The organism is Achromobacter sp. ACM05 (assembly GCF_019218915.1).
In the GTDB taxonomy this organism is placed as follows: Bacteria; Pseudomonadota; Gammaproteobacteria; order Burkholderiales; family Burkholderiaceae_B; genus Achromobacter; species Achromobacter animicus.
In genome coordinates this window covers 2,083,793-2,105,577 of sequence record NZ_JAHUWQ010000001.1, presented here as the reverse complement: position 1 = coordinate 2,105,577, position 21,785 = coordinate 2,083,793, and the positions used below count along the sequence as shown (strand labels likewise).

The window sequence follows — 21,785 nt, the reverse complement described above, 5'->3', positions numbered from 1 at the left end:
TAGTACCGTAAGTTTTTGCATTCGATGAGGTGCCCGGCGCATGACCGCTACGCCGTCAGCGGCTGCGCAGCAGTCCGCATCCCCCACTCCCGGCCAGGCCTCGCGCTTTCTGGCGCAGGCGACGTTCGGCCCCACGCCGGCCGACATCGATGCCGTCGTGCGCGGCGGCTACGCGGCGTGGCTGGACGCGCAGCTGGCGATGCCGCCGTCGCAGACGCACTTCGACTGGCTGCTGCAAAAGAACCGGAATACCGAGGCCTTCAAGGGCAACGGCATCAACGCGCCGCTGGAATCGACGTTGTGGCGCAAGTTCATCAGTGCGCCCGATCAGGTGCGCACGCGGGTTGCGTTCTCGCTGTCGGAGATCTTTGTCGTCGGCGTTTCGTCCATCACGGCGTCGTGGCCGCTTTTTGGCGCGGCGGGCTTCATGGACCTCTTGGCCAAGCACGCGCTGGGCAACTACCAGGACCTGCTGACCGCCGTGACGCAGAACCTGTCGATGGGCTGCATGCTGACCTATCGCGGCAACCGCAAGGAAGATCCCAAGACCGGCCGCCACCCCGACGAAAACTATGCGCGCGAGGTGATGCAGCTGTTCAGCATCGGCCTGCTGGTGCTGAACCAGGACGGCACGGTGAAGATGGTGAACGGCGCGCCCGTCGAAACCTACACCAATGCGGACGTGCAGGGGCTGGCCAAGGTCTTCACGGGCTGGGACATCAACGGTCCGGAGACGAACGTGGAGTTTCATCGCCGTCCCATGGCGCTGAACAACGCGTTGCACTCGATGTCGGAAAAGCGCTTCCTGGGCGCGGTCATCCCGCCCGGCACCGACGGCCACCTGTCGCTCAAGCGCGCCATGGAGGTCATCAGCGCCCATCCCAATGTCGGGCCTTTCATCGGCATGCAGCTCATCCAGCGCATGGTGACCAGCAATCCCAGTCCCGCGTACGTGGGGCGCGTCTCGGCCGTGTTCAACGACGACGGCACGGGCCAGCGCGGCAATTTGAAGGCCGTGGTGCGCGCCATTCTGCTGGACCCCGAGGCGCGCCAGCCGGACCTGTCTTCGCCCCATTGGGGCAAGGTGCGCGAGCCCATCCTGCGTTTTTCGGGCTGGGCCCGCGCATTCGGGGCCACGTCCACCAATGGCGAATGGGCCATGCCGGACACCACGGACAACACGATCAGGTTGGCGCAAAGCCCCATGCGGTCGGCCACGGTGTTCAACTTCTTCCGGCCCCGCTACGTGCCGCCGGTCACCGAACTGGCCCGCCGCCATCTGGTCGCCCCGGAACTGCAGATCACGGACGAGACCAGCATTGCGGGCTACCTGAACTTCCTGGCGATCTACGCGGACCGCGGCTGGGAGGATCTGCAGACGAGCTATACGCCCGAGATCGCGCTGGCCAAGGATCCTGAAGCACTCGTGGCGCGCGTCGTGCTGCTGCTGGCGGGCGACGCCTTCAGCGCACGCACGGCGGCGTCCATCGCCAAGGCCGTGGCCACGCTGCCGCCGGACCGCCCGCGCGACCGGGTTCGCGCCGCGATCATGCTGGTGGCCGCCACGCCCGAATACCTGGTGCAGAAATGACAGACCGCCGCGACCTCGACCGCCGTGCCTTCCTGCTGCGCGCCTTTGCGCTGGGCGCGACCCGCGCGGCCGCCCCGCTGGCGCTGAACCTGGCCGCCATCGGCGCCGCTGCCGCGCAATCCGCCCCGCCCTCGTACAAGGCGCTGGTGTGCGTCTTCCTGTACGGCGGCAACGATCCCTACAACACGCTGGTCCCGTACGATCCGTCGTCGTACCGCGCGTATTCCACGGCCCGCAGCGACATCGCGCTGCCCCGCGACGCGCTGCGCGCCACCCTGCTGCGCGGCAAGGCCGACACGCAGGGCGGCATGCAGTTTGCGCTGGCCCCCGCGCTGGCGCCGCTGGCCCCGCTGTACGAGCGCGGCGACATGGCGGCGCTGCTCAACGTGGGACCGCTGATCGTGCCCACGACCAAGGCCGAATACATCGGGGCGCGCGTGCCGCTGCCGCCCAAGCTGTTCTCGCACAATGACCAGCAATCGGTCTGGCAGGCATTGGCGCCGGAGGGCGCATCGTCGGGTTGGGCCGGCCGCCTGACGGATCTGTTCGCGGGCGCCAACGCGCAGCGCACCTTCACCGGCATCACGGCGGGCGGCAGCACGGTGCTGCTGGCCGGGCGCAAGGTGGCCGGTTATCGCGTGGGCATCAACGGCTCGACACAGATCGACCTGCTGCATCGCGACATGTACGGTTCCAGCGCCTGCACCGCGCTGCTGCGAGACCTGATCACCGAGCCGCGCGAACACCTGATGGAACGCGAGATGTCGCGCATCGCCGCGCAATCCATCTCGGCCGACACGCGCCTGCGGGCCGCCTTGGCGGACGTCGCCGTGCCGGGGGATTTTTCCACGCCGCTCGCACAGCAACTGCGGATCGTGGCGCGCATCATCGCCGCCCGCGACACGCTGGGCGCGCGGCGTCAGGTGTTCTTTGTGTCGCAGAACGGCTATGACAACCACACCGGACTGAACGACACGCACCCGGCACTGCTGAAGGAGATGGGCCAGGCGCTGGCGGTGTTCCAGAGCGCGCTGGCAGAGATGGGCGTGGCGGATCAGGTCACCACCTTCACGGCCTCCGAGTTCGGCCGCACGCTGGGTTCCAACGGCAACGGCTCGGATCACGGTTGGGGCTCGCATCACTTTGTGCTTGGCGGCGCGGTCAACGGCGGCCGCTGCTACGGCGCCCACCCGGAAATCGCGCTGAATGGGCCTGGATTCGTCGACAACGGCCGGCTGCTGCCCACTACGTCGGTGGATCAGTTGGGCGCAGACCTGGGCGCGTGGTTCGGCGCCAGCCGGGACGATCTGCGGACGGTGTTCCCGAATCTGCGGCATTTCGGGCCGGAGCCGTTGGGGATGTTGAAGGGTTAGGCACTGGCGCCCACCGCGCAACCGATCTATAACGTCAGGCAACCCGCCCGCCATCCGGCGGCGCCCGCGTTCCCCCCTTCCCTTCGCACCGCAACATGTGCCTCACCCCCGATCTGGCGTTGCAGCCCGCCACCGAAGAAGACGTGCCGTTCCTGCTGTCCCTGCGCAAGCGCACGATGACGGCGTATCTGGAGCGCGCCGGCATTCCGGTGGACGATGCCGAGCACCTGGCGCGCATCCACTACCACTTTGACGACGCCCAGATCGTCTGGCTGGCCGGCCGTCCTGCCGGCCTGTTCAAGCATTACCGCGATCCAGCGGGCTGGCGCATCGTGCAGATCCAGATCGATCCCGACTTCCAGGGTCAGGGGCTGGGCCGCCGGCTGCTCGCCAAGGTGCTGGACCGGGCGGACAAGGAAGGCGCGCCAGTCACCCTGAGCGTCCTGAAAGGCAATCCCGCCCGGCGGCTGTACGAGGCGCTGGGCTTCACTTCCGTGGAGGAGACCGAGCTGGAGCATGAAATGCGGTATGACCCCGGCGCGGTCCGGCCGGGCGCTTGAACCCTTCGCGGCAGCTTTTTTCCGGACCGCTGGAATAAAGCGGCCCCGGCCGGCGTCCGTAGAGGGCAGTCCCCCAATCCTTTCCCTCTACGAGGCACACCATGCGCAAACACACCGCCGCGGCCCTGGCTCTTGCCTGCGCCGCCCTGTTCTCGGCCGGCGCCCACGCCCAGGCCGTCAAGACCCAGAACGGCATTCTGGTCGATAGCGCCGGCATGACGCTGTACACCTTCGACAAGGACACCGCGGGCAAGAGCGCCTGCGTCGACCAGTGCGCCAAGGCCTGGCCGCCCGCCATGGCCACCGGCGACGCCAAGCCGATGGGCGACCTGACGGTCATCACCCGCCCCGACGGTAGCAAGCAATGGGCCTACAAGAACAAGCCGCTGTACCTGTTCGCCAAGGACACCAAGCCGGGTGACAAGACCGGCGACAACTTCAAGGAAATCTGGCACGTCGTCAAACCCTGATCCGGACTGCTGCCCGATCAGACCATGCGCGCCGAAGACGAAGCCCAGATCCTGGCCTGCATCCCCAGCCTGCGGCGTTACGCGCGTGGGCTGACGGGTGACCCCGACCGGGCCGACGACCTCGTTCAGGACACGCTGGAGCGCGCATGGAGCCGCTATTCCCGCTGGCAGCGGCGCGGCGAACTGCGCGCCTGGATGTTCGGCATCATGCACAACCATTTCATCGACGGTGTGCGCGCCGCCAGCCGGCGCACCGACCAGACGGCGCCGGGCGACCTGCCCGACGCGCCGGTGCGCGCCACCCAGACCGATCAGCTTGAAGTGCGCGACCTGGACCGCTGCCTGCAGGCCCTGCCGGCCGAGCAGCGCGAGGTCCTGCTGCTGATTGCGGTCGAAGACCTTTCCTATCAGGAGACCGCACGCATCCTGTCGGTGCCCATCGGCACCGTCATGTCGCGCCTGTCGCGCGCCCGCGAGAAGCTCGGCGCACTGATGCGCGGCCGCGATGCCGCACCGCGCCTGCGGCCCGTTCCCACCCCGCGTGAAATGCCATGAACGACAAACGCCTCCACCCGGTTCCCGCCGCGGGCACGCCGATCACCGAAGCCGATCTGCATGGCTACGCGGACGGCCAACTCTCCGCCGCGCGTCATGCCGAGGTGGCCGCCTTTCTGGCCGCGCATCCGCAGGACCAGACGCGCGTGGACGACTGGCAGGCGCAACGGCGCGCGCTGCATGCCTTGCTGGACCCCGTGCTGGACGAACCGCTGCCGCTGCGCCTGCCGCTGCGCGCCCCGGCACGGACGTGGCCGTGGCGCGCGATGGCGGCCAGCGTGGCGATTGCCGCGGTCAGCGCCAGCCTGGCGTGGTTCGCGCGCGGCGCCGTCGACGCGCGTCATCTGCAAGCCGCGCTGGCCACCGCCAGTCCCGAGCGCGCGGCGGGCGGCTACGCCCAGCGCGCCGCCATCGCCCACGCCGTGTTTGCGCCCGACATGGGCCGGCCCGTTGAAGTCAGCGGCGAGAACGAGAAGGCGCTGGTGACCTGGCTGACCAAACGCATGGGCGCGCCGATGCGCGCACCGTCGCTGTCGAAAACGGGTTACGAACTGATCGGCGGACGCCTCCTGCCCGGCGGCGCGGGCCCCGTCGCGCAGTTCATGTACGGCGCTGCCGATGGTCAGCGCCTCACGCTGTACGTCACGCGGGAAGCGGCAGGCGGGCAGACCGCCTTCCAGTTCACGCAGGAAGGGCCCGTCCGCGTGTTCTATTGGGTCGAAGGCGAGTTCGGCTACGCGCTGTCCGGCGCGGTCAGCCGCGATGAGTTGCAGCGCGTGTCGCAGGAAGTCTACCGGCAGCTTCAGGGCTGAAGACAGCGGCTGGGAACCGAAACCCGCCAACTGCCCTCGACCTGTCAACCGGCGCTGGCGCGCGCCTCGTGCAGCATGTGCAGCGTGATCTTGCGCACCTCGGCCTTGCTCATGTCGATATGGGATCGCAGCAAGCGCGCGGCCTCATCGGTGCGGCGCGCCAGCACCGCACGCAGGATGGCCGCGTGTTCGTCGTACGTGGCATCCACCCGGAAGTCCTTCGTGAAATCCAGCCGCCGCACGATGCGGATCTTTTCCGTCACGTCGCGGTGGATCTGCGCCATCTCGGGGTTGCCGGCCGCGGCGACCAGCGCGCAATGAAACGCCTCGTCCAGCTGCCCCACCAGCCGGCCGTCCAGGATGCGCTGCGGCGGCGGCACCAGCCACACGTCGGTCAGCGCGCCCAGCATCCCGGCCCGATCCATGTCCTGCCGCGCGCACAGCTTATCCACCGCCGCCAGCTCCAGCACCACGCGCACGTCGTACAGCGCCTCGAAGCGCTCGAAATCAAAGGGCCGCACCTGCCAGCCGCTGCGCGGCCGCGCCAGCACGAAGCCTTCGCGTTCCAGCCGCGCCAGACCCAGCCGCACCGGCGTGCGGCTCACGCCAAGCCGCGCCACCAGGTCGGCCTCCGTGAAGCGTTCGCCGGGCAGCATCCGGAAGCCGAACAGGTCGTCCTTGATGCGCTGGTAGACCTGATCGGCCAGCGAGCCCGCCAGCGCCGGCGACTGGCGGATGGCCGGACCGGCCTGGACGGCTTCCAGCCGCATCATCCGGTCACGACGCACGTGGCGTCTTCGGTGATCACGACGAGCGGATCGCCCGCGTTGACGGGCTTGCCGGGCACGCATCGGATGGCGGACACCGTGCCGGACGCCGGCGCGATGACGGACAGTTCCATCTTCATGGCCTCGACCACCACCAGCGTGTCGCCGGCCGACACGCTCTGCCCCACCTGGACCGGAATCTTCCAGATGTTGCCGCACATATCCGCGCTGACCAGGCGTTCGCCCTCGCGCAGCACGGTCTCGGCCTCGGGCTGCGCGGCGGGGGGCTCGGCAGCCACATCCTCGTTCTTCCACAGCGCCACCTCGGCATCGAAGGCCGTCTTCTGGCGCGCCTGGAACGCGGCAATGCTGTCCGCCTGCTCGGCCACGAAACGCTGATGCGCCGCGAAGTCGAACATCTCTTCTTCGATGCGGACCGTCGCGCGGCCTTCGCGGAAGTCTTCGCGCAGCACGTCCAGTTCGGCTTCGGTGACCGGATAGAACCGCACCTGATCGAAGAAACGCAGCAGCCAGGGCTTGCCGTCCTGGAACACGGGATTCTTCAGGAACTTGTTCCAGATGGGCAGCGTGCGTCCCACCAGCTGATAACCGCCGGGCGAATCCATGCCGTAGATGCACATGTAGACGCCGCCGATGCCCACCGTGCCCTCGGCGGTGAAGGTGCGCGCCGGGTTGTACTTGGACGTCAGCAGGCGGTGGCGCGGATCGATCGGCACCGCGCACGGCGCGCCCAGATAGACGTCGCCCAGGCCCATGATGAGATAGCTGGCGTCAAAGACGATGCGGCGCACCTCGTCGCGCGAATCCAGGCCGTTGATGCGCTGGATGAAGTCCACGTTGTTCGGCAGCCAGGGCGCGCTGGCGCGCACGGTTTCCTGATAGCGCTGCACCGCGCCCAGCGTGGCGCTGTCTTCGAAGGCCATGGGCAGGTAAACGACGCGCGTCGGCACCTTCAGCGTCGCGACGTCGGCCAGTCCTTCCTCGATCTTCAGCAGCCTGGCGATGAGCGCGCCCTGCAGGATCACCCGGCTGTCGTAGCGGATCTGCAGCGAGCGCACGCCCGGCGACAGCTCCAGCACGCCCGCCACCGGGTTCGCGTTCAACGCTTCCATCAACAGGTGGATGCGCATGCGCAGCGCCAGGTCCAGCACGTTGTCGCCGTATTCCAGCAGCAGGTAGCCGTCGCCCGCCTGCCGGTACGACACCGAGGGGCGCGATCCTTCAGGGGGCAGCGCGGCCACGATCGTCTCAGAGACGGTGGCCGGCGCCGGCGCCGGTTCGGTCGCAGCGGGAACCGCCGGCGCCAGATCGGCAATGCGTCGGTCCTGCGCGGCTTCCAGCGCCACGGCCTGCGGGTAGTCGATGCGCACGAAGCGGATGCGGTCGCCGGGCTTGACCTGCCCGACCTTCCACAGTTCGGCGCGGGCAATGGTGACGGGGCACACGAAGCCGCCCAGGCTGGGGCCGTCGCGCGTCAGGATGACGGGGCTGTCGCCCGTGAAGTTGATGCTGCCGATCGCATACTCGCAATCGTGGATGTTGGACGGGTGCAGGCCCGCCTCGCCGCCGTTCTCACGCGCCCACGTCGGCTTGGGCCCGATCAGGCGCACGCCCAGGCGGTTGGAGTTGTAGTGCACCTCCCAGTCGGCCGCGAAGAACGCGTCGATGGCTTCCGGCTGAAAAAAGTCCGGCGCGCCGTGCGGGCCGTATAGCACGCCGATCTCCCAGGTGCTGCCGTATTCGGGGATCAGCGCCGCAGGCGCGGCCTGTGGCAGCGTCTCGGGCGGCGCGGCCGTGGCGCCCGCCAATTCGGGCCGCACCACGGGCAACATGTCGCCCACCCGCAGCGTGCGGCCGGCATGGCCGCCGAATTGGCCCAGCGCAAACGTGGAGCGGCTGCCCAGATACAGCGGCACGTCCAGACCGTTGCGCACCGCCAGGTAGCTGCGGCAGCCGGACAGCGCACGGCCGGTGGCCAGCACCTGACCCGACGTCACGAAGATCGGCTGCCACATCGGCACAGGTTCGCCGTCCAGCGTGGCGGCGCACGAGGCGCCGGTCAGCGCCACGACGGCGTCGCCGTGAAAGCGCAGCGTGGGTCCGACCAACGTGGTCTCGATGCCGGCCGCGTCCGGCGCGTTGCCGACGATGCGATTCGCGACGCGAAACGCGTAGTCGTCCATGGGACCGGACGGCGGCACGCCGATGTCCCAGTAGCCCGCGCGGCCGGGATAGTCCTGCACGCTGGTGTAGGTGCCGGCTTCCACAACCTCGATCGCCGACGGGCGATACGCAAAGCTTTCCAGAAAGCGCGTGGACAGATCACCCGCGCGGAAGCGCGCATCGGCCACGATCTGGCGCAGGTAATCCAGGTTGGTCGCAATGCCGTGCAGCCGCGTGCGCGCCAGCGCGTCGGCCAGCTTGGCCAGCGCGGCCTCGCGCGTGTCCGCATGCACGATCAGCTTGGCCAGCATCGGGTCATAGAACGCAGGCACGTCCGTGCCGGTCTCGACCCAGCCATCGACGCGCACGCCTTCCGGGAACGCCACCTCGGTCAACACGCCTGGCGACGGCTGGAACTGGCGCAGCGGATCCTCCGCATACAGACGCACTTCAATGGATGCCCCTTGCGGCGCGCGCGACATGGCTGCGAAATCCAGCGGCTCGCCCGCGGCGACGCGTAGCATGCATTCCACCAGGTCCAGGCCGGTGACGGCCTCGGTCACCGGATGCTCGACCTGCAGGCGCGTGTTGACCTCCAGAAAATAGAAGGCGTCGCGCGCCGGATCGTAGATGAACTCCACCGTGCCGGCAGAGCGGTAGTTCACCGATTCGCCCAGCTTGACGGCGGCATCCAGCAGCGCGGCGCGCGTGGCGGCCGGCAGCAACGGCGCGGGGGTTTCCTCGATGACCTTCTGGTTGCGGCGCTGCACCGAGCAGTCGCGTTCGCCCAGTGCCAGCACGCGGCCCGCGCCGTCGCCAAAGATCTGCACCTCAACGTGCCGCGCGTTATCCACGTAGCGTTCGATGAACGCGCCGCCATCGCGAAAGAAGTGCTCGCCCATGCGCTGCACGCTGTCGAACGCCACGGTCAGTTCCGCCTCGTTCTCGCAGCGCGAGAGCCCAATGCCGCCGCCGCCCGCCGTGCTCTTGAGCATGACGGGATAGCCGATGCGCTCGGCCTGCGACAGCGCCTCACCCAGGCTGGACAGAAGACCGGTGCCCGGCGTCATCGGCACGCCGGCTTCCGCAGCCAGTTCGCGCGAGCGGTGCTTCAGCCCGAACTCGCGGATCTGCAGCGGCGTGGGGCCCACAAAGGCGATGCCCGCGGCCTCGCAGGCGTCCGCAAACTCAGCGCTTTCCGACAGAAAGCCGTAGCCGGGATAGATCGCCTGCGCACCCTGTTCGCGTGCGGCGGCCAGCAGCAGGTCCATGCGCAGGTAGCTGTCGGCCGCCTTCTCGCCACCCAGCGCCACGGCCACATCGGCCTCGCGCACGTGCGCGGCATTGCGGTCCGGGTCGGAATAGACGGCCACGCTGCGGATGCCCAGCCGCTTGAGGGTGCGGATGGCGCGGACGGCGATTTCGCCGCGGTTTGCAATCAGAACGGTATCGAACACGGTGCGACTCCCTGAGGTGAGGGCGGGGTTATCGAGTGGGTAGCGGGTAGTCAGCGGGTGGCGGCATTCAGGCTGGCCAGATAGGCCCGCCAGCCGCCGAACGCGGTGATGTCGCGCGCGCCCTCCAGGCCGCGCGGTTCGCAGATGAAGCCCTTGACCAGCCGGCCGTCGGCCAGCTCCAGCGTGCCGATGCCCAGCGGCGCGGGAATCTCGGCCACGAACGCGCCGAAGGCCGTCACCGGCACGTCCCACAGCTCGACCTCGATGGCGGCGCCGCTGTCCATCTTCACCAGCCCGGGCTTGGGCGGTGTGGTGTTGGCCAGGGCGAAGAGGCGGTAGTCGCCCGCCGTCGCCGTCTTCTCGACAAACACCGCGTGGCGCGACGTCAGTTGGTGGTTGAGCGGCATGCCGGTTAGATGCGCGCCCACGACGGCGACGCGCACGGTGTCCGCGGACGGTGCGCCATCCGCCGCCAGCGTGGGCAGCGGCATCCCGGTTGCGCCCAGCGGCAGCCCGCGCCGCGCCTGCCATTGCCTGCCGAACTGCACCAGCGCGCGGTCCTGCCACGCCAGTCCGATCAGCGTGATGCCGGACGGCAGCCCATCGGCTCGCATGCCGGCCGGCACTGCCAGCGCGGACAGATCGGCCAGATTGGCGAAGTTGGTGTAGACACCCAGGCGGGAATTGAGCGTGACGGGGTCCGCTTCAAGCTGGGCGATGGTGTAGATGGACGGCGAGGTCGGCACGACCAGCGCGTCAAAGCCTTCCAGCGCGCGATGGATCTGGCGGGTGAGCTCGGCGCGCCGGTACTCGGCCTTGAACGCGTCCAGCGCGGTGTAGTTCGCGGCCTGTTCGACAATGCCGCGCACCACCGGGTTGATGGCGCCGGGGTTCTCTTTCCACAACGATTCCACGGCCGCAAAGCGTTCGGCGACCCATGGCCCTTGATACAGCAGCGCGGCCAGTTCGCTGAACGGCGCGAAGTCGATCGGTTCTACCTGGGCGCCCTCGGCACGCAGTGCGCGCACCGCGTCGTCGAACACGGCGGCGGCCTGCGTGTCGCCAAAGAATTCCAGCGATGCGGGCACGGCCAACCGAGGCGCCTTCGGCCACGGCAGCGACGCGCCAACCGGCATGGGGCGTGAATACGGATCGGCATCGTCGTACCCGCCGGCCACTTGCGCCACCTTGTCGGCGTCGTCCACCGTCAGCGCAAAGATCGATACGCAGTCCAGCGTGCGGCACGCCGGCACCACGCCTGCGGTGCTGAGCCAACCCTTGGTGGGCTTAAGCCCGACGATATTGTTGAAGCCGGCCGGCACGCGGCCGGAGCCCGCGGTATCGGTGCCCAGCGAAAACGCCGCGATGCCGCGCGCGACCACCGATGCCGAACCGGAGCTGGAACCGCCGCTGACGTAGGCGGGGTCGAACGTGTTGGCCACGGCGCCATGCGGCGATCGCGTGCCCACCAGGCCGGTCGCGAACTGGTCCAGATTCGTCTTGCCGATGAGGATGGCGCCGGCCGCGCGCAGACGGCGCACGACGGTGGCGTCTTCCTGCGGCGTGTAGGCGAACTCGGGGCACGCCGCGGTCGTGGGCCAGCCGGCCGCATCGATGTTGTCCTTGATCGCGAAGGGAACGCCATACAGCGGCAGGCGCGAGATGTCGCCGCCCGCCGCGGCCAGCAAGAGCCGCAGGCCGTCGAGCTGTTCGTCGAGCTGCGCGCGGTCCACGCGCCGGATCCAGGCATTGTCTTCGACGTCATCCGGCGCGGCCACATGGCCGGCCAACAAGCCTTCAGGCTGCGCACCGTCGCGGTAGGCGGCCTGCCATTGCGCGATCGTCCAACCGGCGGGGTGCTTCTGCGTTGCTGCGGCATTCATGCTGGAATCCTTTCTTGTATACAAGTACGGATTCCCAAGCAAAGTGCGTGCCATGTTGGCCGCGCACGCCGCTTTCCCTCTGACGCGCGGCAAGACCGCGGGCCTGCCGCTTTCGCATGCCATGGCATCGGCATGCACGCCGCACCGTCATCGCGCGCAACACGCACCGATTCTGTGCAGACGGCACCGTTCTGATCCCCGCCGCACGGCGCCGCCATCACCACGCGCCTTCGCGTAAACCCGCCCGCTTCATACAGCAGCCGCATGCCTGCCAAAACTTGGCACGCGTTTTGCTTTTGAGTCCCTGTGCGACTGCATTTTCAGAACGTTCTCTCGCCGGCCAGGCCGGCACCTTCCATCCAGGAGTCACCATGAAACGCAGACTAGCCCTTAAGCAACTGACCGCCGTGAGCCTGTTGGCCATGACAGGATGGATGCCGCAGGTCCATGCCGCCGAGGACACCATCAAGGTCGGCATCCTGCATTCGCTGTCGGGCACCATGGCCATCTCGGAAACGTCGCTCAAGGACGTGGCCCTGATGACCATCGACGAGATCAACGCCAACGGCGGCGTGATGGGCAAGAAGCTGGAAGCCGTGGTGGTGGACCCCGCCTCGAACTGGCCGCTGTTTGCCGAGAAGTCGCGCCAGCTGCTCGCGCAGGACAAGGTGGCGGTGGTCTTCGGCTGCTGGACCTCGGTGTCGCGCAAGTCGGTGCTGCCGGTGTTCAAGGAACTGAACGGTCTGCTGTTCTACCCCGTGCAGTACGAAGGCGAAGAGCTGGAGAAGAACGTGTTCTACACGGGCGCCGCGCCCAACCAGCAGGCCATTCCCGCCGTGGAATACCTGATGAGCGAAGACGGCGGCGGCGCCAAGCGCTTCGTGCTGCTGGGCACCGACTACGTCTATCCCCGCACCACCAACAAGATCCTGCGCGCCTTCCTGCATTCCAAGGGCGTGAAGGACAGCGACATCGACGAGGTCTACACCCCGTTCGGCCACTCCGACTACCAGACCATCGTCGCGAACATCAAGAAGTTCGCCACGGGCGGCAAGACCGCGGTGATCTCGACCATCAATGGCGACTCGAACGTGCCCTTCTACAAGGAACTGGGCAACGCCGGCCTGAAGGCCACCGACGTGCCGGTTGTGGCGTTCAGCGTGGGCGAAGAGGAACTGCGCGGCGTCGACACCAAGCCGCTGGTCGGCCACCTGGCTGCGTGGAACTACTTCCAGTCCGTCAAGAACCCCGTCAACGATGCGTTCATCGCGAAGTGGAAGGCCTACGCCAAGGCCAAGAATCTGCCCAACGCCAACACCGTCGTGACGAACGATCCGATGGAAGCCACCTACATCGGCATCCACATGTGGAAGCAGGCGGTTGAACAGGCCAAGACCACCGACGTGGACAAGGTCATCGCGGCGATGGGTGGGCAGAAGTTCAACGCGCCGGACGGCTACACGATCGAGATGGACAAGACCAACCACCACCTGCACAAGCCCGTCTACATCGGCGAGATCAAGGCGGACGGCCAGTTCAGCGTGGTGTGGAAGAGCAAGGGTCCGATCCGCGCCCAGCCGTGGAGCCCGTACATCCCGGGCAACGAAGGCAAGCAAGGCCTGTAGTCTCAACCCCAAGGAAAAGGCAGCCATGCGCATCGCGGCAATCGCACACTTCTTGCGTCGTTTCCTCCTGGCATGGCTGATCGCCGTGCCGGCGCTGGCCGCGCCCGCGGCCGCCGCCGGCGTGGACCAGGCCCTGCTTGCGCCGCTGGCCGGCGACGACACCGACGCCAGGCTGCAGGCGATTGCCGCGCTGGGCCAACTGCCCGATCCCGCTGCGGCCGCGGTGCTGCAGGCGCTGGGCAGCGACCAGCTCTACGCCACTGCCGACGGCCGCGTGCTGATCGGCGCCGGCGGGTCGCGCGCCACTGACCCCTCCACGGGCGCTGCCGTGGACCTGCCCGCGGACGCGGGCACGATTTCCATCAACAACCGCCTGCGCCGCGCCATCGAGGCCGCGCTGGCGGGATCCCGCCTGTTCTCCGACAACGCCAACGAGCGTCTGGACGCGGCCCGGCGGCTGCAGCAGACCGGCGACCCGGCGCGCCTGCCGATGCTGGAAAAGGCGCTGGCAGCGGAGAAGAACGAGGCCGTGCGCGGCGCGCTCCTGATCGCGCAGGCCAACCTGGAACTGAAAAGCGAAGACCCCGCCAAGCGCCGCCACGCGGTGCAGGTGTTGGGCGACACGAAGAATGCGGCCTTCCGGCCCACGCTGGCGGCCCTGACGCAGGAGCGCGACGGGACGTACACCGAACCCGACGCCGGCGTCCGCGAGGCGGCGGCCAATGCGCTCAAGCAGATCGACCGGCACCTGGCCACGATCGAATGGGCCGGCAATCTCTTTTACGGCGTGAGCCTTGGCAGCGTGCTGCTGCTGGCCGCGCTGGGCCTGGCCATCACCTTCGGCCTGATGGGCGTCATCAACATGGCGCACGGCGAACTGCTGATGATCGGCGCGTATGTGACGTACGTGGTGCAGACGGTGTTTCGCGCCTGGCTGCCGGGCTGGCTGGACTGGTATGTCGTGGCCGCGTTGCCGCTTGCCTTCGTGGTGACGGCGCTGGTGGGCATGGCGCTGGAACGCACCGTGATCCGCTGGCTGTATGGCCGTCCGCTTGAAACGCTGCTGGCGACCTGGGGCATCAGCCTGATGCTCATGCAGGGCGTGCGGTCGCTCTTCGGCGCGCAGAACGTGGAGGTCGGCAACCCCAGCTGGATGTCGGGCGGCGTGACCGTGCTGGGCGGGCTGGTGCTCACCTACAACCGGCTCGTCATCATCGGCTTTGCCTTCTTTGTGGTGTTTCTGGTGTGGGCCCTGCTGAACCACACGCGGCTCGGCCTCTTCGTGCGCGCCATCACGCAGAACCGGCGCATGGCGGACTGCGTGGGCGTGCCCACCGGCCGCGTTGACATGCTGGCCTTCGGCCTGGGCTCGGGCATCGCGGGGCTGGCGGGCGTGGCGCTGTCCCAGCTGGGCAACGTGGGGCCGGACCTGGGCCGCGGCTACATCGTCGACTCGTTCATGGTCGTGGTGCTGGGCGGCGTGGGCCAGCTTGCCGGCACCGTCATCGCCGCGCTCGGTCTGGGCGGCGTGAATAAATTCCTGGAGCCTTACGCGGGAGCTGTCATGGCCAAGATCACCATCCTGGTGCTCATCGTGCTGTTCGTCCAAAAGCGGCCACAAGGCCTGTTCGCCCCCAAGGGCCGGAGCGTCGAATGAAACAGACCGCGCTGACCGACCTGAACCTGCTGGCGCGCCGCCCGATCTTCTCGGGCCGCGTGTGGGCGGCGCTGGCCGCGGGCGTCGTCCTGCTGGCGCTGTTGCCGCTGATGAATCTGGTGTTTCCGCCCGGCCATGCACTGCATGTGTCGGCCTACGCCGTGGCCTTGATGGGCAAGTTCATGTGCTACGCCATGGCGGCGCTGGCGCTGGACCTGGTGTGGGGCTATGCGGGCATCCTGTCGCTGGGCCATGGCCTGTTCTTTGCGCTGGGCGGCTACGCGCACGGCATGTACCTGATGCGCGCCATCGGCCGCGACGGCGTCTACCAGAGCGACCTGCCCGACTTCATGGTGTTCCTGGACTGGAAGACCTACCCCTGGTACTGGTCGTTCACGGAACACTTCTGGTACGCGATGCTGCTGGTGGTGCTGGTGCCCGGCGTGCTGGCCTTCGTCTTCGGCTACTTTGCCTTCCGCTCACGCATCAAGGGCGTGTACTTCTCGATCATCACGCAGGCGCTGACCTTTGCCGCGATGCTCCTGTTCTTTCGCAATGACACGGGGTTTGGCGGCAACAACGGCTTTACGGACTTCAAGCGCATCCTGGGCTTTGACATCACCGCGCCCGGCACGCGCGCCACGTTGTACTGGGTGACGCTGGCGGCGCTGGCCGGCGCGCTGATTCTTGCGCGCATGGTCACGCAGAGCAAGCTGGGACGCGTGCTGACCGCCGTGCGCGATGCTGAAAGCCGCGTGCGCTTCATCGGCTACGACCCGCTGGGCTTCAAGCTGTTCGTGTGGACGCTGTCGGCCGTGCTGTGCGGCATCGCCGGGGCGCTGTACGTGCCGCAGGTCGGCATCATCAATCCAGGTGAAATGTCCACCGAGAACTCCATCGAGATGGTCATCTGGGTGGCGACGGGCGGGCGCGGCACGCTGATCGGCCCCATCATCGGCGCGGGCGCCGTCAACGGCCTGAAGACCTGGTTCACCAGCGTGCTGCCGGAATACTGGCTGTACGCGCTGGGCCTCATCTTCGTGCTGGTGACCCTGTTCCTGCCCACCGGCATCGTCGGTCTTGCCCGCCGCATCGCGGCCCGCGTCCAGGAGAAAAAGGCATGACCACCACGCACATCGAATCTGCCACGCTGGACGGCGGCCCGAGCGGCGACGCCGGCTATGGCCGGGTCAGCCCCAAGGGCCTGGACACCAGCCACGGCGCCATCCTGTACCTGGAAGGCATCACGGTCAGCTTCGACGGCTTCAAGGCGTTGAACGACCTGACGCTGGATATCGGCGTGGGCGAACTGCGCTGCATCATCGGCCCCAACGGCGCCGGCAAGACCACCATGATGGACGTCATCACCGGCAAGACGCGGCCCACTGCTGGCACGGCCTACTTCGGCCAGAGCATCGACCTGACGACACTGAGCGAGGCGCAGATCGCGCACGCGGGCATCGGCCGCAAGTTCCAGCGCCCCACGGTGTTCGAACAGCACACCGTGTTCGAGAACCTGGAATTGGCGATGAAGACGGACAAGCGCGTGCGCCCCACCCTGTTCTCGCGGCTGTCCAGCGAACAGGCCGACCGGATCGGCGAGACGCTGGACCTGATCCGGCTGCGGCCCGAGGTATGGCGGCCCGCGGGCCTCTTGTCGCACGGCCAGAAGCAGTGGCTGGAGATCGGCATGCTGCTGATGCAGGAGCCGCAGTTGCTGCTGCTGGACGAACCCGTGGCCGGCATGACCGACGCCGAGACCGAACGCACCGGCGAACTCTTGAATGAACTGCGCGGCCGGCATTCCCTGATGGTGGTGGAACACGACATGGACTTCGTGAACCAGATCGCGGGCGATGGCAAGGTGACGGTGCTGCACGAAGGCTCGGTGCTGGCCGAAGGCCCGATGAGCCGTGTGCAGGCCGACCCGCGCGTGATCGAAGTCTACTTGGGGCGCTGAACATGCTGGACGTAAGCACGATCGACCAATACTACGGCGGCAGCCATACCCTGCGCGGCGTGTCGCTGTCGGTGCGGCAAGGCGAATGCCTGGCGCTCCTGGGCCGCAATGGCGTGGGCAAGACAACGCTGCTCAAGTGCGTCATGGGCGTGCTGCCCGTGGCGCGCGGCGGCATCGCCTTCGACGGAGCCGACATCACGCGCCTGGCGCCGCACCAACGCGCCGCGCGCGGCATGGCTTATGTGCCCCAGGGCCGCGACATCTTCGCGCGGCTGACGGTCGAAGAAAACATCCTGATGGGCATGGCGACCAAACCCGCGGCCCGCGCCCGCCGCATCAAGGAGGAAGTCTTTGAACTGTTCCCGGTGCTGAAAAGCATGCTGTCGCGGCGCGGCGGCGATCTGTCTGGCGGGCAACAGCAGCAGTTGGCCATCGCGCGGGCGCTGGTGGCCGAGCCCAAGCTCATCATTCTGGACGAGCCCACCGAAGGCATCCAGCCGTCCATCATCAAGGACATCGCGCGGGTGATCCACATGCTGCGCCAGCGCGGCGACATCGCGATCCTGCTGTGCGAACAGTATTTTGATTTTGCGCGCGAGCTGGCGGACCAGTTTGTCGTGCTGTCGCGCGGCGAGGTGGTGGCAAGCGGCGGGCGCGATGCCATCGACGGCGAGGACGTGCGGCGGCATCTGTCGGTGTGACGGCGGCGCGGCGCCGGACTGCGGCGCGGTAGATGAACTATGCTCCGGGTCTTGCCTTGCTCAATGGCATGGCGCAGTTGCATTGTGCAGATTCATCGCGCATCACCCGAAGGAGGAGCCCTCATGTCCGACGTCATCATCTATCACAACCCCAAGTGCGGCACCTCGCGCAACACGCTGGGCCTGATCCGCAACGCCGGCATCGAGCCGCAGGTCGTCCTGTACCTGGAAACGCCGCCCTCGCGCGACACGCTGAAAGCGCTGTTCAAGAAGGCCGGCGTCAGCGTGCGTGATGCCCTGCGCGAAAAGGGCACGCCCTACGCGGAACTGGGTCTGGACGACACGTCGCTGTCGGATGACGCGTTGCTGGACGCGATCGAGCAGCACCCGATCCTGCTGAACCGTCCCTTTGTGTCGACGCCGCTGGGCGCGAAGCTGTGCCGGCCGTGCGAACTGGTGCTGGACATTCTTCCGTCGCCGCAGAAGGGCGCTTTCTCGAAGGAAAGCGGCGAGCCGGTTGTCGATGCGCAGGGCAATCGCATCCAGAAGTAAAAGCGGCCGTATCGAAGCGCGTTGTAAGGGAACTGACGGGTACGGTCATTACCATCGCGGCAACCGATTTATTACGCCGCGATGACGTGTCATGGATTTCCTGGAAAGCTTCAACCAGTCCCTTTTTCTTCTGATCAACGCCGACCCCGCCACGCCCGCGTGGCGGATCCATGCGGCCATGCTGGTGGCGAACAAGCTCATCCTGCTGGTGCCGGGCGTCATGGCCGCCGTGTGGCTGTGGGGCAAGGAAGCCCAGCGCAGCCTGATGCTCAAGGCGCTGGCCAGCGTCGCCGTGGCGTTGGCCGCCAGCTATTTATGCGGCGTGCTGTGGCCGCATCCACGGCCCTTCGTGATCGGCCTTGGGCAGGCCTTCTTCACGCACAAGGCGACCTCGTCGTTTCCCAGCAATCACACGATCATCATCGCGGCCTTCGCCTTTGCGCTGATCCTGGATCGCCGCTGGGCGGGATGGGGCTGGCTGGCATTGGCGGGCGCGTTGTTCGTGGGGACGTCGCGCGTGTACCTGGGCGTGCATTTTCCGCTGGATATCGCGGGTGGGTTGCTGCTGGCGCCCATGGCCGCGGCGGTCACGATTCCCATGTGGCGCCGCGCGGGCGCGCCGGTGACGGCGGCGGTACAGGGGCTGTATCGCAAGGTGCTGGCCCTGCCGATTTCGCGTGGATGGATCCGCGCATGACGGGGGGCATGACGGCCGGCGCGGCAGCGGCCGCAATGGCCGCTCCCGCCCTGCCCCTCAATTCACTGCAACTTTCGCTTCCTTGACCAGCTTCGCGTAGTTCGCGGTGTCCGCGCCGATGCGCGCCTTCATTTCCGCGGGCGTGTCGCCGATCGGCACCGCGCCGATTTCCGCCATGCGGCGCGTGAAATCGGGTGATCGGATGATCTTCACCATCTCGGCATTCAGCCGGTCCACCACCTCCTTGGGCGCCGCCGCTGGCGCCAGAACGCCGAACCACGTACCCATGTTGAAGGGCTTCAGACCGGCCTCCTCCATCGTTGGCACATCCGGCAGCGCCGCGGAGCGCTGGTTGGTGGTGACCGCCAGCGCACGCAGCTTGCCGCTCTGAATGTGCGCCAGCACCGGCGTGATCGTGTCGAACGACATGTCGATCTGACCGCCCAGCAGATCGGTCGTCAGCGGACCACTGCCCTTGTACGGCACATGCAGCAACTGAACATGGCCCGCGCGCTCGAACTGTGCGCCGATCAGATGCTGGCCCGTGCCCATGCCGTTGGAACCATAGGTCAGCTTGCCGGGCGACGCCTGCGCCAGTTTCAACAGCGACGCCACATCCTTGGCCTGCAGCTTCGGATTGACGACCAGCACGTTGGGCACCAACGCCACCGTGGTGACCGGCGCGAAGTCCTTCTGGAAGTCGTAATGCAGGCTTTTGTAGACACTGGTGGCGATGGTGTGATGCACCGCGCCCATCAGCAACGTGTAGCCGTCCGGCGCCGCCTTGGCGACGTAGTCCGCGCCCAGCGTCGACCCTGCGCCCGGCTTGTTCTCGACCACCACCGGCTGGCCGAGGCTCTTGGCCAGCTCTTGCCCCAACGCGCGCGCCAGCACGTCCGTCGTGCCGCCCGCCGGGAACGGCACGATCAGGCTCACGGGACGCGCCGGGTAGGACTGCGCCTGCGCGCCGCCCGCGAATGAAACGCCGATCAGGCAGGCGAACGCCAGGGCGCGCGCGGTCATCGCTTTCTTATGCATGATTTGTCTCCTGACTACGAATGAACTTCGCTTGTTGTTGTGTTGCCGGGCGCAGGGGTCGGATCTGATGTCCTCTTACCTGACCGGATGTCCTGAAGCCGTAAGACAGATTCAGGTGTCTGACACCGGAATCGGTCCTACATCCGGAAGCCGTCTACGCTGCCTTGGCTTGCGCCGATTCCGCCAGCTTTGCGCAGACCGCCTTGGTCACCTGCTCGGTCGTGGCGCGGCCGCCCAGGTCGCCGGTGTGCAGCGCGGGGTCGGCGGTGACGCTTTCAATGGCCTGCATCAGCCGTGCCGCCGCCTCGGCTTCGCCCAGGTGTTCCAGCAGCATCACCACCGACCAGAACGTCCCGACCGGATTGGCGAGTCCCTTGCCCATGATGTCGAAGGCAGAACCGTGGATGGGTTCGAACATGGACGGGTAGCGGCGCTCGGGGTCGATGTTGCCGGTGGGCGCGATGCCCAGGCTGCCGGCCAGGGCGGCCGCCAGGTCGCTCAGGATGTCGGCGTGCAGGTTGGTGGCGACGATGGTGTCCAGGGTCGCGGGCCGGTTGACCATGCGGGCGGTGGCGGCGTCGACCAGTTCCTTGTCCCAGGTCACGTCGGGAAATTCGCGGCTGACCTGCACGGCGATCTCGTCCCACATCACCATGGCATGGCGCTGGGCGTTGGACTTGGTGACAACGGTCAGCAGCTTGCGCGGCCGCGATTGCGCCAGCTTGAACGCAAAGCGCAGGATGCGCTCGACGCCGGCGCGCGTCATGATCGACACGTCGGTCGCGGCTTCGATGGGATGGCCTTGATGCACGCGGCCGCCAACGCCCGAGTACTCGCCTTCGGAGTTCTCGCGCACGATCACCCAGTTCAGCTGTTCGGGCGTGCAGCGCTTGAGCGGGGCGTCGATGCCCGGCAGGATGCGCGTGGGACGCACGTTGGCATATTGGTCAAAGCCCTGGCAGATCTTCAGGCGCAGGCCCCACAAGGTGATGTGGTCCGCGATGTCGGGATCGCCGGCCGAGCCGAACAGGATCGCGTCCTTGTCGCGCAGCGCATCCAGCCCGTCGGCGGGCATCATGACGCCATGCTTGCGGTAGTAGTCGCCCCCCCAGTCGAAGTCTTCAAATTCGAACCGCAGACCGCCCTGGGCCGCGAGTTCCTGCATGACGCGCTGGCCGGCGGGAATCACTTCCTTGCCGATGCCGTCGCCGGGGATGGTTGCAATGCGATAGGTCTTCATGGTGCCAGCGCTCCGTGCGGATGAGTCTGCTGGCACTGTACCGAGCGCGGCGCGTGGCGGACGCGCCGAAATTCACAACATTTTCAACTTGAAGTTGAAAGTACCGCCTCGGTACGGCGCTGCGGCTGCGCGCTGCGCCAGGCGGCCTCGTGCGCCAGCAGCCAGCGCTTGCGGTGCAGGCCGCCGCCGTAGCCCGTCAGCGCGGCGTTGGCGCCGATCACGCGATGGCAAGGAATGACGATGCCCACGGGATTGGCGCCGTTGGCCAGCCCGACCGCGCGCACGGCCGTGGGACGGGCGATTCGCGTCGCCAGCGTGCCGTAGCTGATGGTGCTGCCACCTTCGATGCCGCGCAGCGCGTGCCAGACCTGCTGCTGGAAGCGCGTGCCGCCCAAGGCGACCGGAAGATCCGAGATGGCGTCCACGTCGCCATCGAAATACGCTTGCAGCGCGCGGCTTGCCTGCGAAGGCTGCGCGGCGTCCTGCAGTTGCACCGCGCCCCGGCCGTACTGGCGCTGTAACAGCAGGTGCATGCGGGATTCGTAGTCTTCCCAGTCCACGGCGCGCAGGTGGGCTTGGGCATCGGTCAGCACGAGCATCCGGCCAATGGGGGTGGGAACCCGTTCCAGCAGAAAGGTGTGTACCGGCATGATGTCGCTCCGG

Annotated in this window: 19 protein-coding genes; 13 read left to right on the top strand and 6 right to left on the bottom strand. The window is 67.6% G+C overall.

The window, feature by feature from the left end; genetic code table 11:
* Window positions 1-40 precede the first annotated feature (40 nt).
* From KW836_RS09550 to KW836_RS09525, 6 genes are all read left to right on the top strand, one after another.
* On the top strand, window positions 41-1,591 hold the full coding sequence (locus KW836_RS09550; RefSeq protein WP_175137731.1) for a DUF1800 family protein: 1,551 nt from the start codon (window positions 41-43) through the stop codon (window positions 1,589-1,591).
* Window positions 1,588-2,964, top strand: coding sequence for a DUF1501 domain-containing protein (locus tag KW836_RS09545; protein WP_175137730.1), 1,377 nt, complete (start codon window positions 1,588-1,590; stop codon window positions 2,962-2,964). The genes KW836_RS09550 and KW836_RS09545 overlap by 4 nt, the downstream gene beginning before the upstream one ends.
* A gap of 95 nt (window positions 2,965-3,059) precedes the next feature.
* Complete coding sequence (locus KW836_RS09540) at window positions 3,060-3,524, top strand: GNAT family N-acetyltransferase (RefSeq protein WP_218343083.1); 465 nt, start codon at window positions 3,060-3,062, stop codon at window positions 3,522-3,524.
* 101 nt (window positions 3,525-3,625) lie between these two features.
* Window positions 3,626-3,994 carry a hypothetical protein gene (locus KW836_RS09535; protein WP_175137728.1) on the top strand — a complete coding sequence of 123 codons (369 nt, stop codon included), beginning with the start codon at window positions 3,626-3,628 and terminating at the stop codon, window positions 3,992-3,994.
* A gap of 24 nt (window positions 3,995-4,018) precedes the next feature.
* On the top strand, window positions 4,019-4,549 hold the full coding sequence (locus tag KW836_RS09530) for an RNA polymerase sigma factor (RefSeq protein WP_175124480.1): 531 nt from the start codon (window positions 4,019-4,021) through the stop codon (window positions 4,547-4,549).
* On the top strand, window positions 4,546-5,361 hold the full coding sequence (locus tag KW836_RS09525; protein ID WP_218343082.1) for an anti-sigma factor: 816 nt from the start codon (window positions 4,546-4,548) through the stop codon (window positions 5,359-5,361). Before KW836_RS09530 ends, KW836_RS09525 begins: the two co-directional genes overlap by 4 nt.
* A gap of 44 nt (window positions 5,362-5,405) precedes the next feature.
* Here KW836_RS09525 and KW836_RS09520 read toward each other — a convergent pair whose 3' ends face one another.
* The 3 genes from KW836_RS09520 to atzF are packed head-to-tail and all read right to left on the bottom strand — an operon-like array spanning window position 5,406 to window position 11,652.
* Window positions 5,406-6,134, bottom strand: a complete 729-nt coding sequence (locus KW836_RS09520) for a GntR family transcriptional regulator (protein ID WP_218343314.1) — start codon at window positions 6,132-6,134, stop codon at window positions 5,406-5,408.
* Entirely contained in the window at window positions 6,131-9,769 is a 3,639-nt protein-coding gene (gene uca, locus KW836_RS09515) for an urea carboxylase (protein WP_218343081.1), read from the bottom strand. The genes KW836_RS09520 and uca overlap by 4 nt, the downstream gene beginning before the upstream one ends.
* Window positions 9,770-9,819: 50 nt before the next feature.
* Complete coding sequence (gene atzF / locus KW836_RS09510; RefSeq protein ID WP_218343080.1) at window positions 9,820-11,652, bottom strand: allophanate hydrolase; 1,833 nt, start codon at window positions 11,650-11,652, stop codon at window positions 9,820-9,822.
* A gap of 371 nt (window positions 11,653-12,023) precedes the next feature.
* On the opposite strand from atzF, the gene urtA reads away from it, so the two are divergent.
* The 7 genes from urtA (at window position 12,024) to KW836_RS09475 (ending at window position 18,844) form a co-directional block, all read left to right on the top strand.
* Complete coding sequence (gene urtA, locus KW836_RS09505) at window positions 12,024-13,277, top strand: urea ABC transporter substrate-binding protein (RefSeq protein ID WP_128827272.1); 1,254 nt, start codon at window positions 12,024-12,026, stop codon at window positions 13,275-13,277.
* 25 nt (window positions 13,278-13,302) lie between these two features.
* Window positions 13,303-14,934, top strand: coding sequence for an urea ABC transporter permease subunit UrtB (gene urtB, locus KW836_RS09500; protein ID WP_175137723.1), 1,632 nt, complete (start codon window positions 13,303-13,305; stop codon window positions 14,932-14,934).
* A complete protein-coding gene (gene urtC / locus KW836_RS09495; protein ID WP_175137722.1) occupies window positions 14,931-16,058 on the top strand; it encodes an urea ABC transporter permease subunit UrtC in 1,128 nt (375 codons plus the stop codon). The genes urtB and urtC overlap by 4 nt, the downstream gene beginning before the upstream one ends.
* Window positions 16,055-16,894 (top strand): urea ABC transporter ATP-binding protein UrtD, encoded by an 840-nt coding sequence (gene urtD / locus KW836_RS09490; protein ID WP_218343079.1) that lies wholly within the window; start codon window positions 16,055-16,057, stop codon window positions 16,892-16,894. Before urtC ends, urtD begins: the two co-directional genes overlap by 4 nt.
* Before the next feature lie 2 nt (window positions 16,895-16,896).
* Window positions 16,897-17,595: an urea ABC transporter ATP-binding subunit UrtE gene (urtE, locus tag KW836_RS09485; RefSeq protein WP_056571844.1), complete on the top strand. Its 699-nt coding sequence runs from the start codon at window positions 16,897-16,899 to the stop codon at window positions 17,593-17,595.
* Window positions 17,596-17,718: 123 nt separating this feature from the next.
* Window positions 17,719-18,147: an arsenate reductase (glutaredoxin) gene (gene arsC / locus KW836_RS09480; RefSeq protein ID WP_175124473.1), complete on the top strand. Its 429-nt coding sequence runs from the start codon at window positions 17,719-17,721 to the stop codon at window positions 18,145-18,147.
* Window positions 18,148-18,238: 91 nt separating this feature from the next.
* Entirely contained in the window at window positions 18,239-18,844 is a 606-nt protein-coding gene (locus KW836_RS09475) for a phosphatase PAP2 family protein (RefSeq protein ID WP_218343078.1), read from the top strand.
* A gap of 57 nt (window positions 18,845-18,901) precedes the next feature.
* Here KW836_RS09475 and KW836_RS09470 read toward each other — a convergent pair whose 3' ends face one another.
* The 3 genes from KW836_RS09470 to KW836_RS09460 all read right to left on the bottom strand — a co-directional run bounded on the left by KW836_RS09470 (window position 18,902) and on the right by KW836_RS09460 (window position 21,772).
* On the bottom strand, window positions 18,902-19,882 hold the full coding sequence (locus KW836_RS09470) for a tripartite tricarboxylate transporter substrate binding protein (protein ID WP_218343077.1): 981 nt from the start codon (window positions 19,880-19,882) through the stop codon (window positions 18,902-18,904).
* Between the two features lie 154 nt (window positions 19,883-20,036).
* Window positions 20,037-21,122, bottom strand: coding sequence for a tartrate dehydrogenase (locus KW836_RS09465; RefSeq protein ID WP_218343076.1), 1,086 nt, complete (start codon window positions 21,120-21,122; stop codon window positions 20,037-20,039).
* An 83-nt stretch (window positions 21,123-21,205) separates the two neighbouring features.
* Window positions 21,206-21,772, bottom strand: a complete 567-nt coding sequence (locus tag KW836_RS09460) for a methylated-DNA--[protein]-cysteine S-methyltransferase (RefSeq protein WP_218343075.1) — start codon at window positions 21,770-21,772, stop codon at window positions 21,206-21,208.
* Window positions 21,773-21,785: the final 13 nt, after the last annotated feature.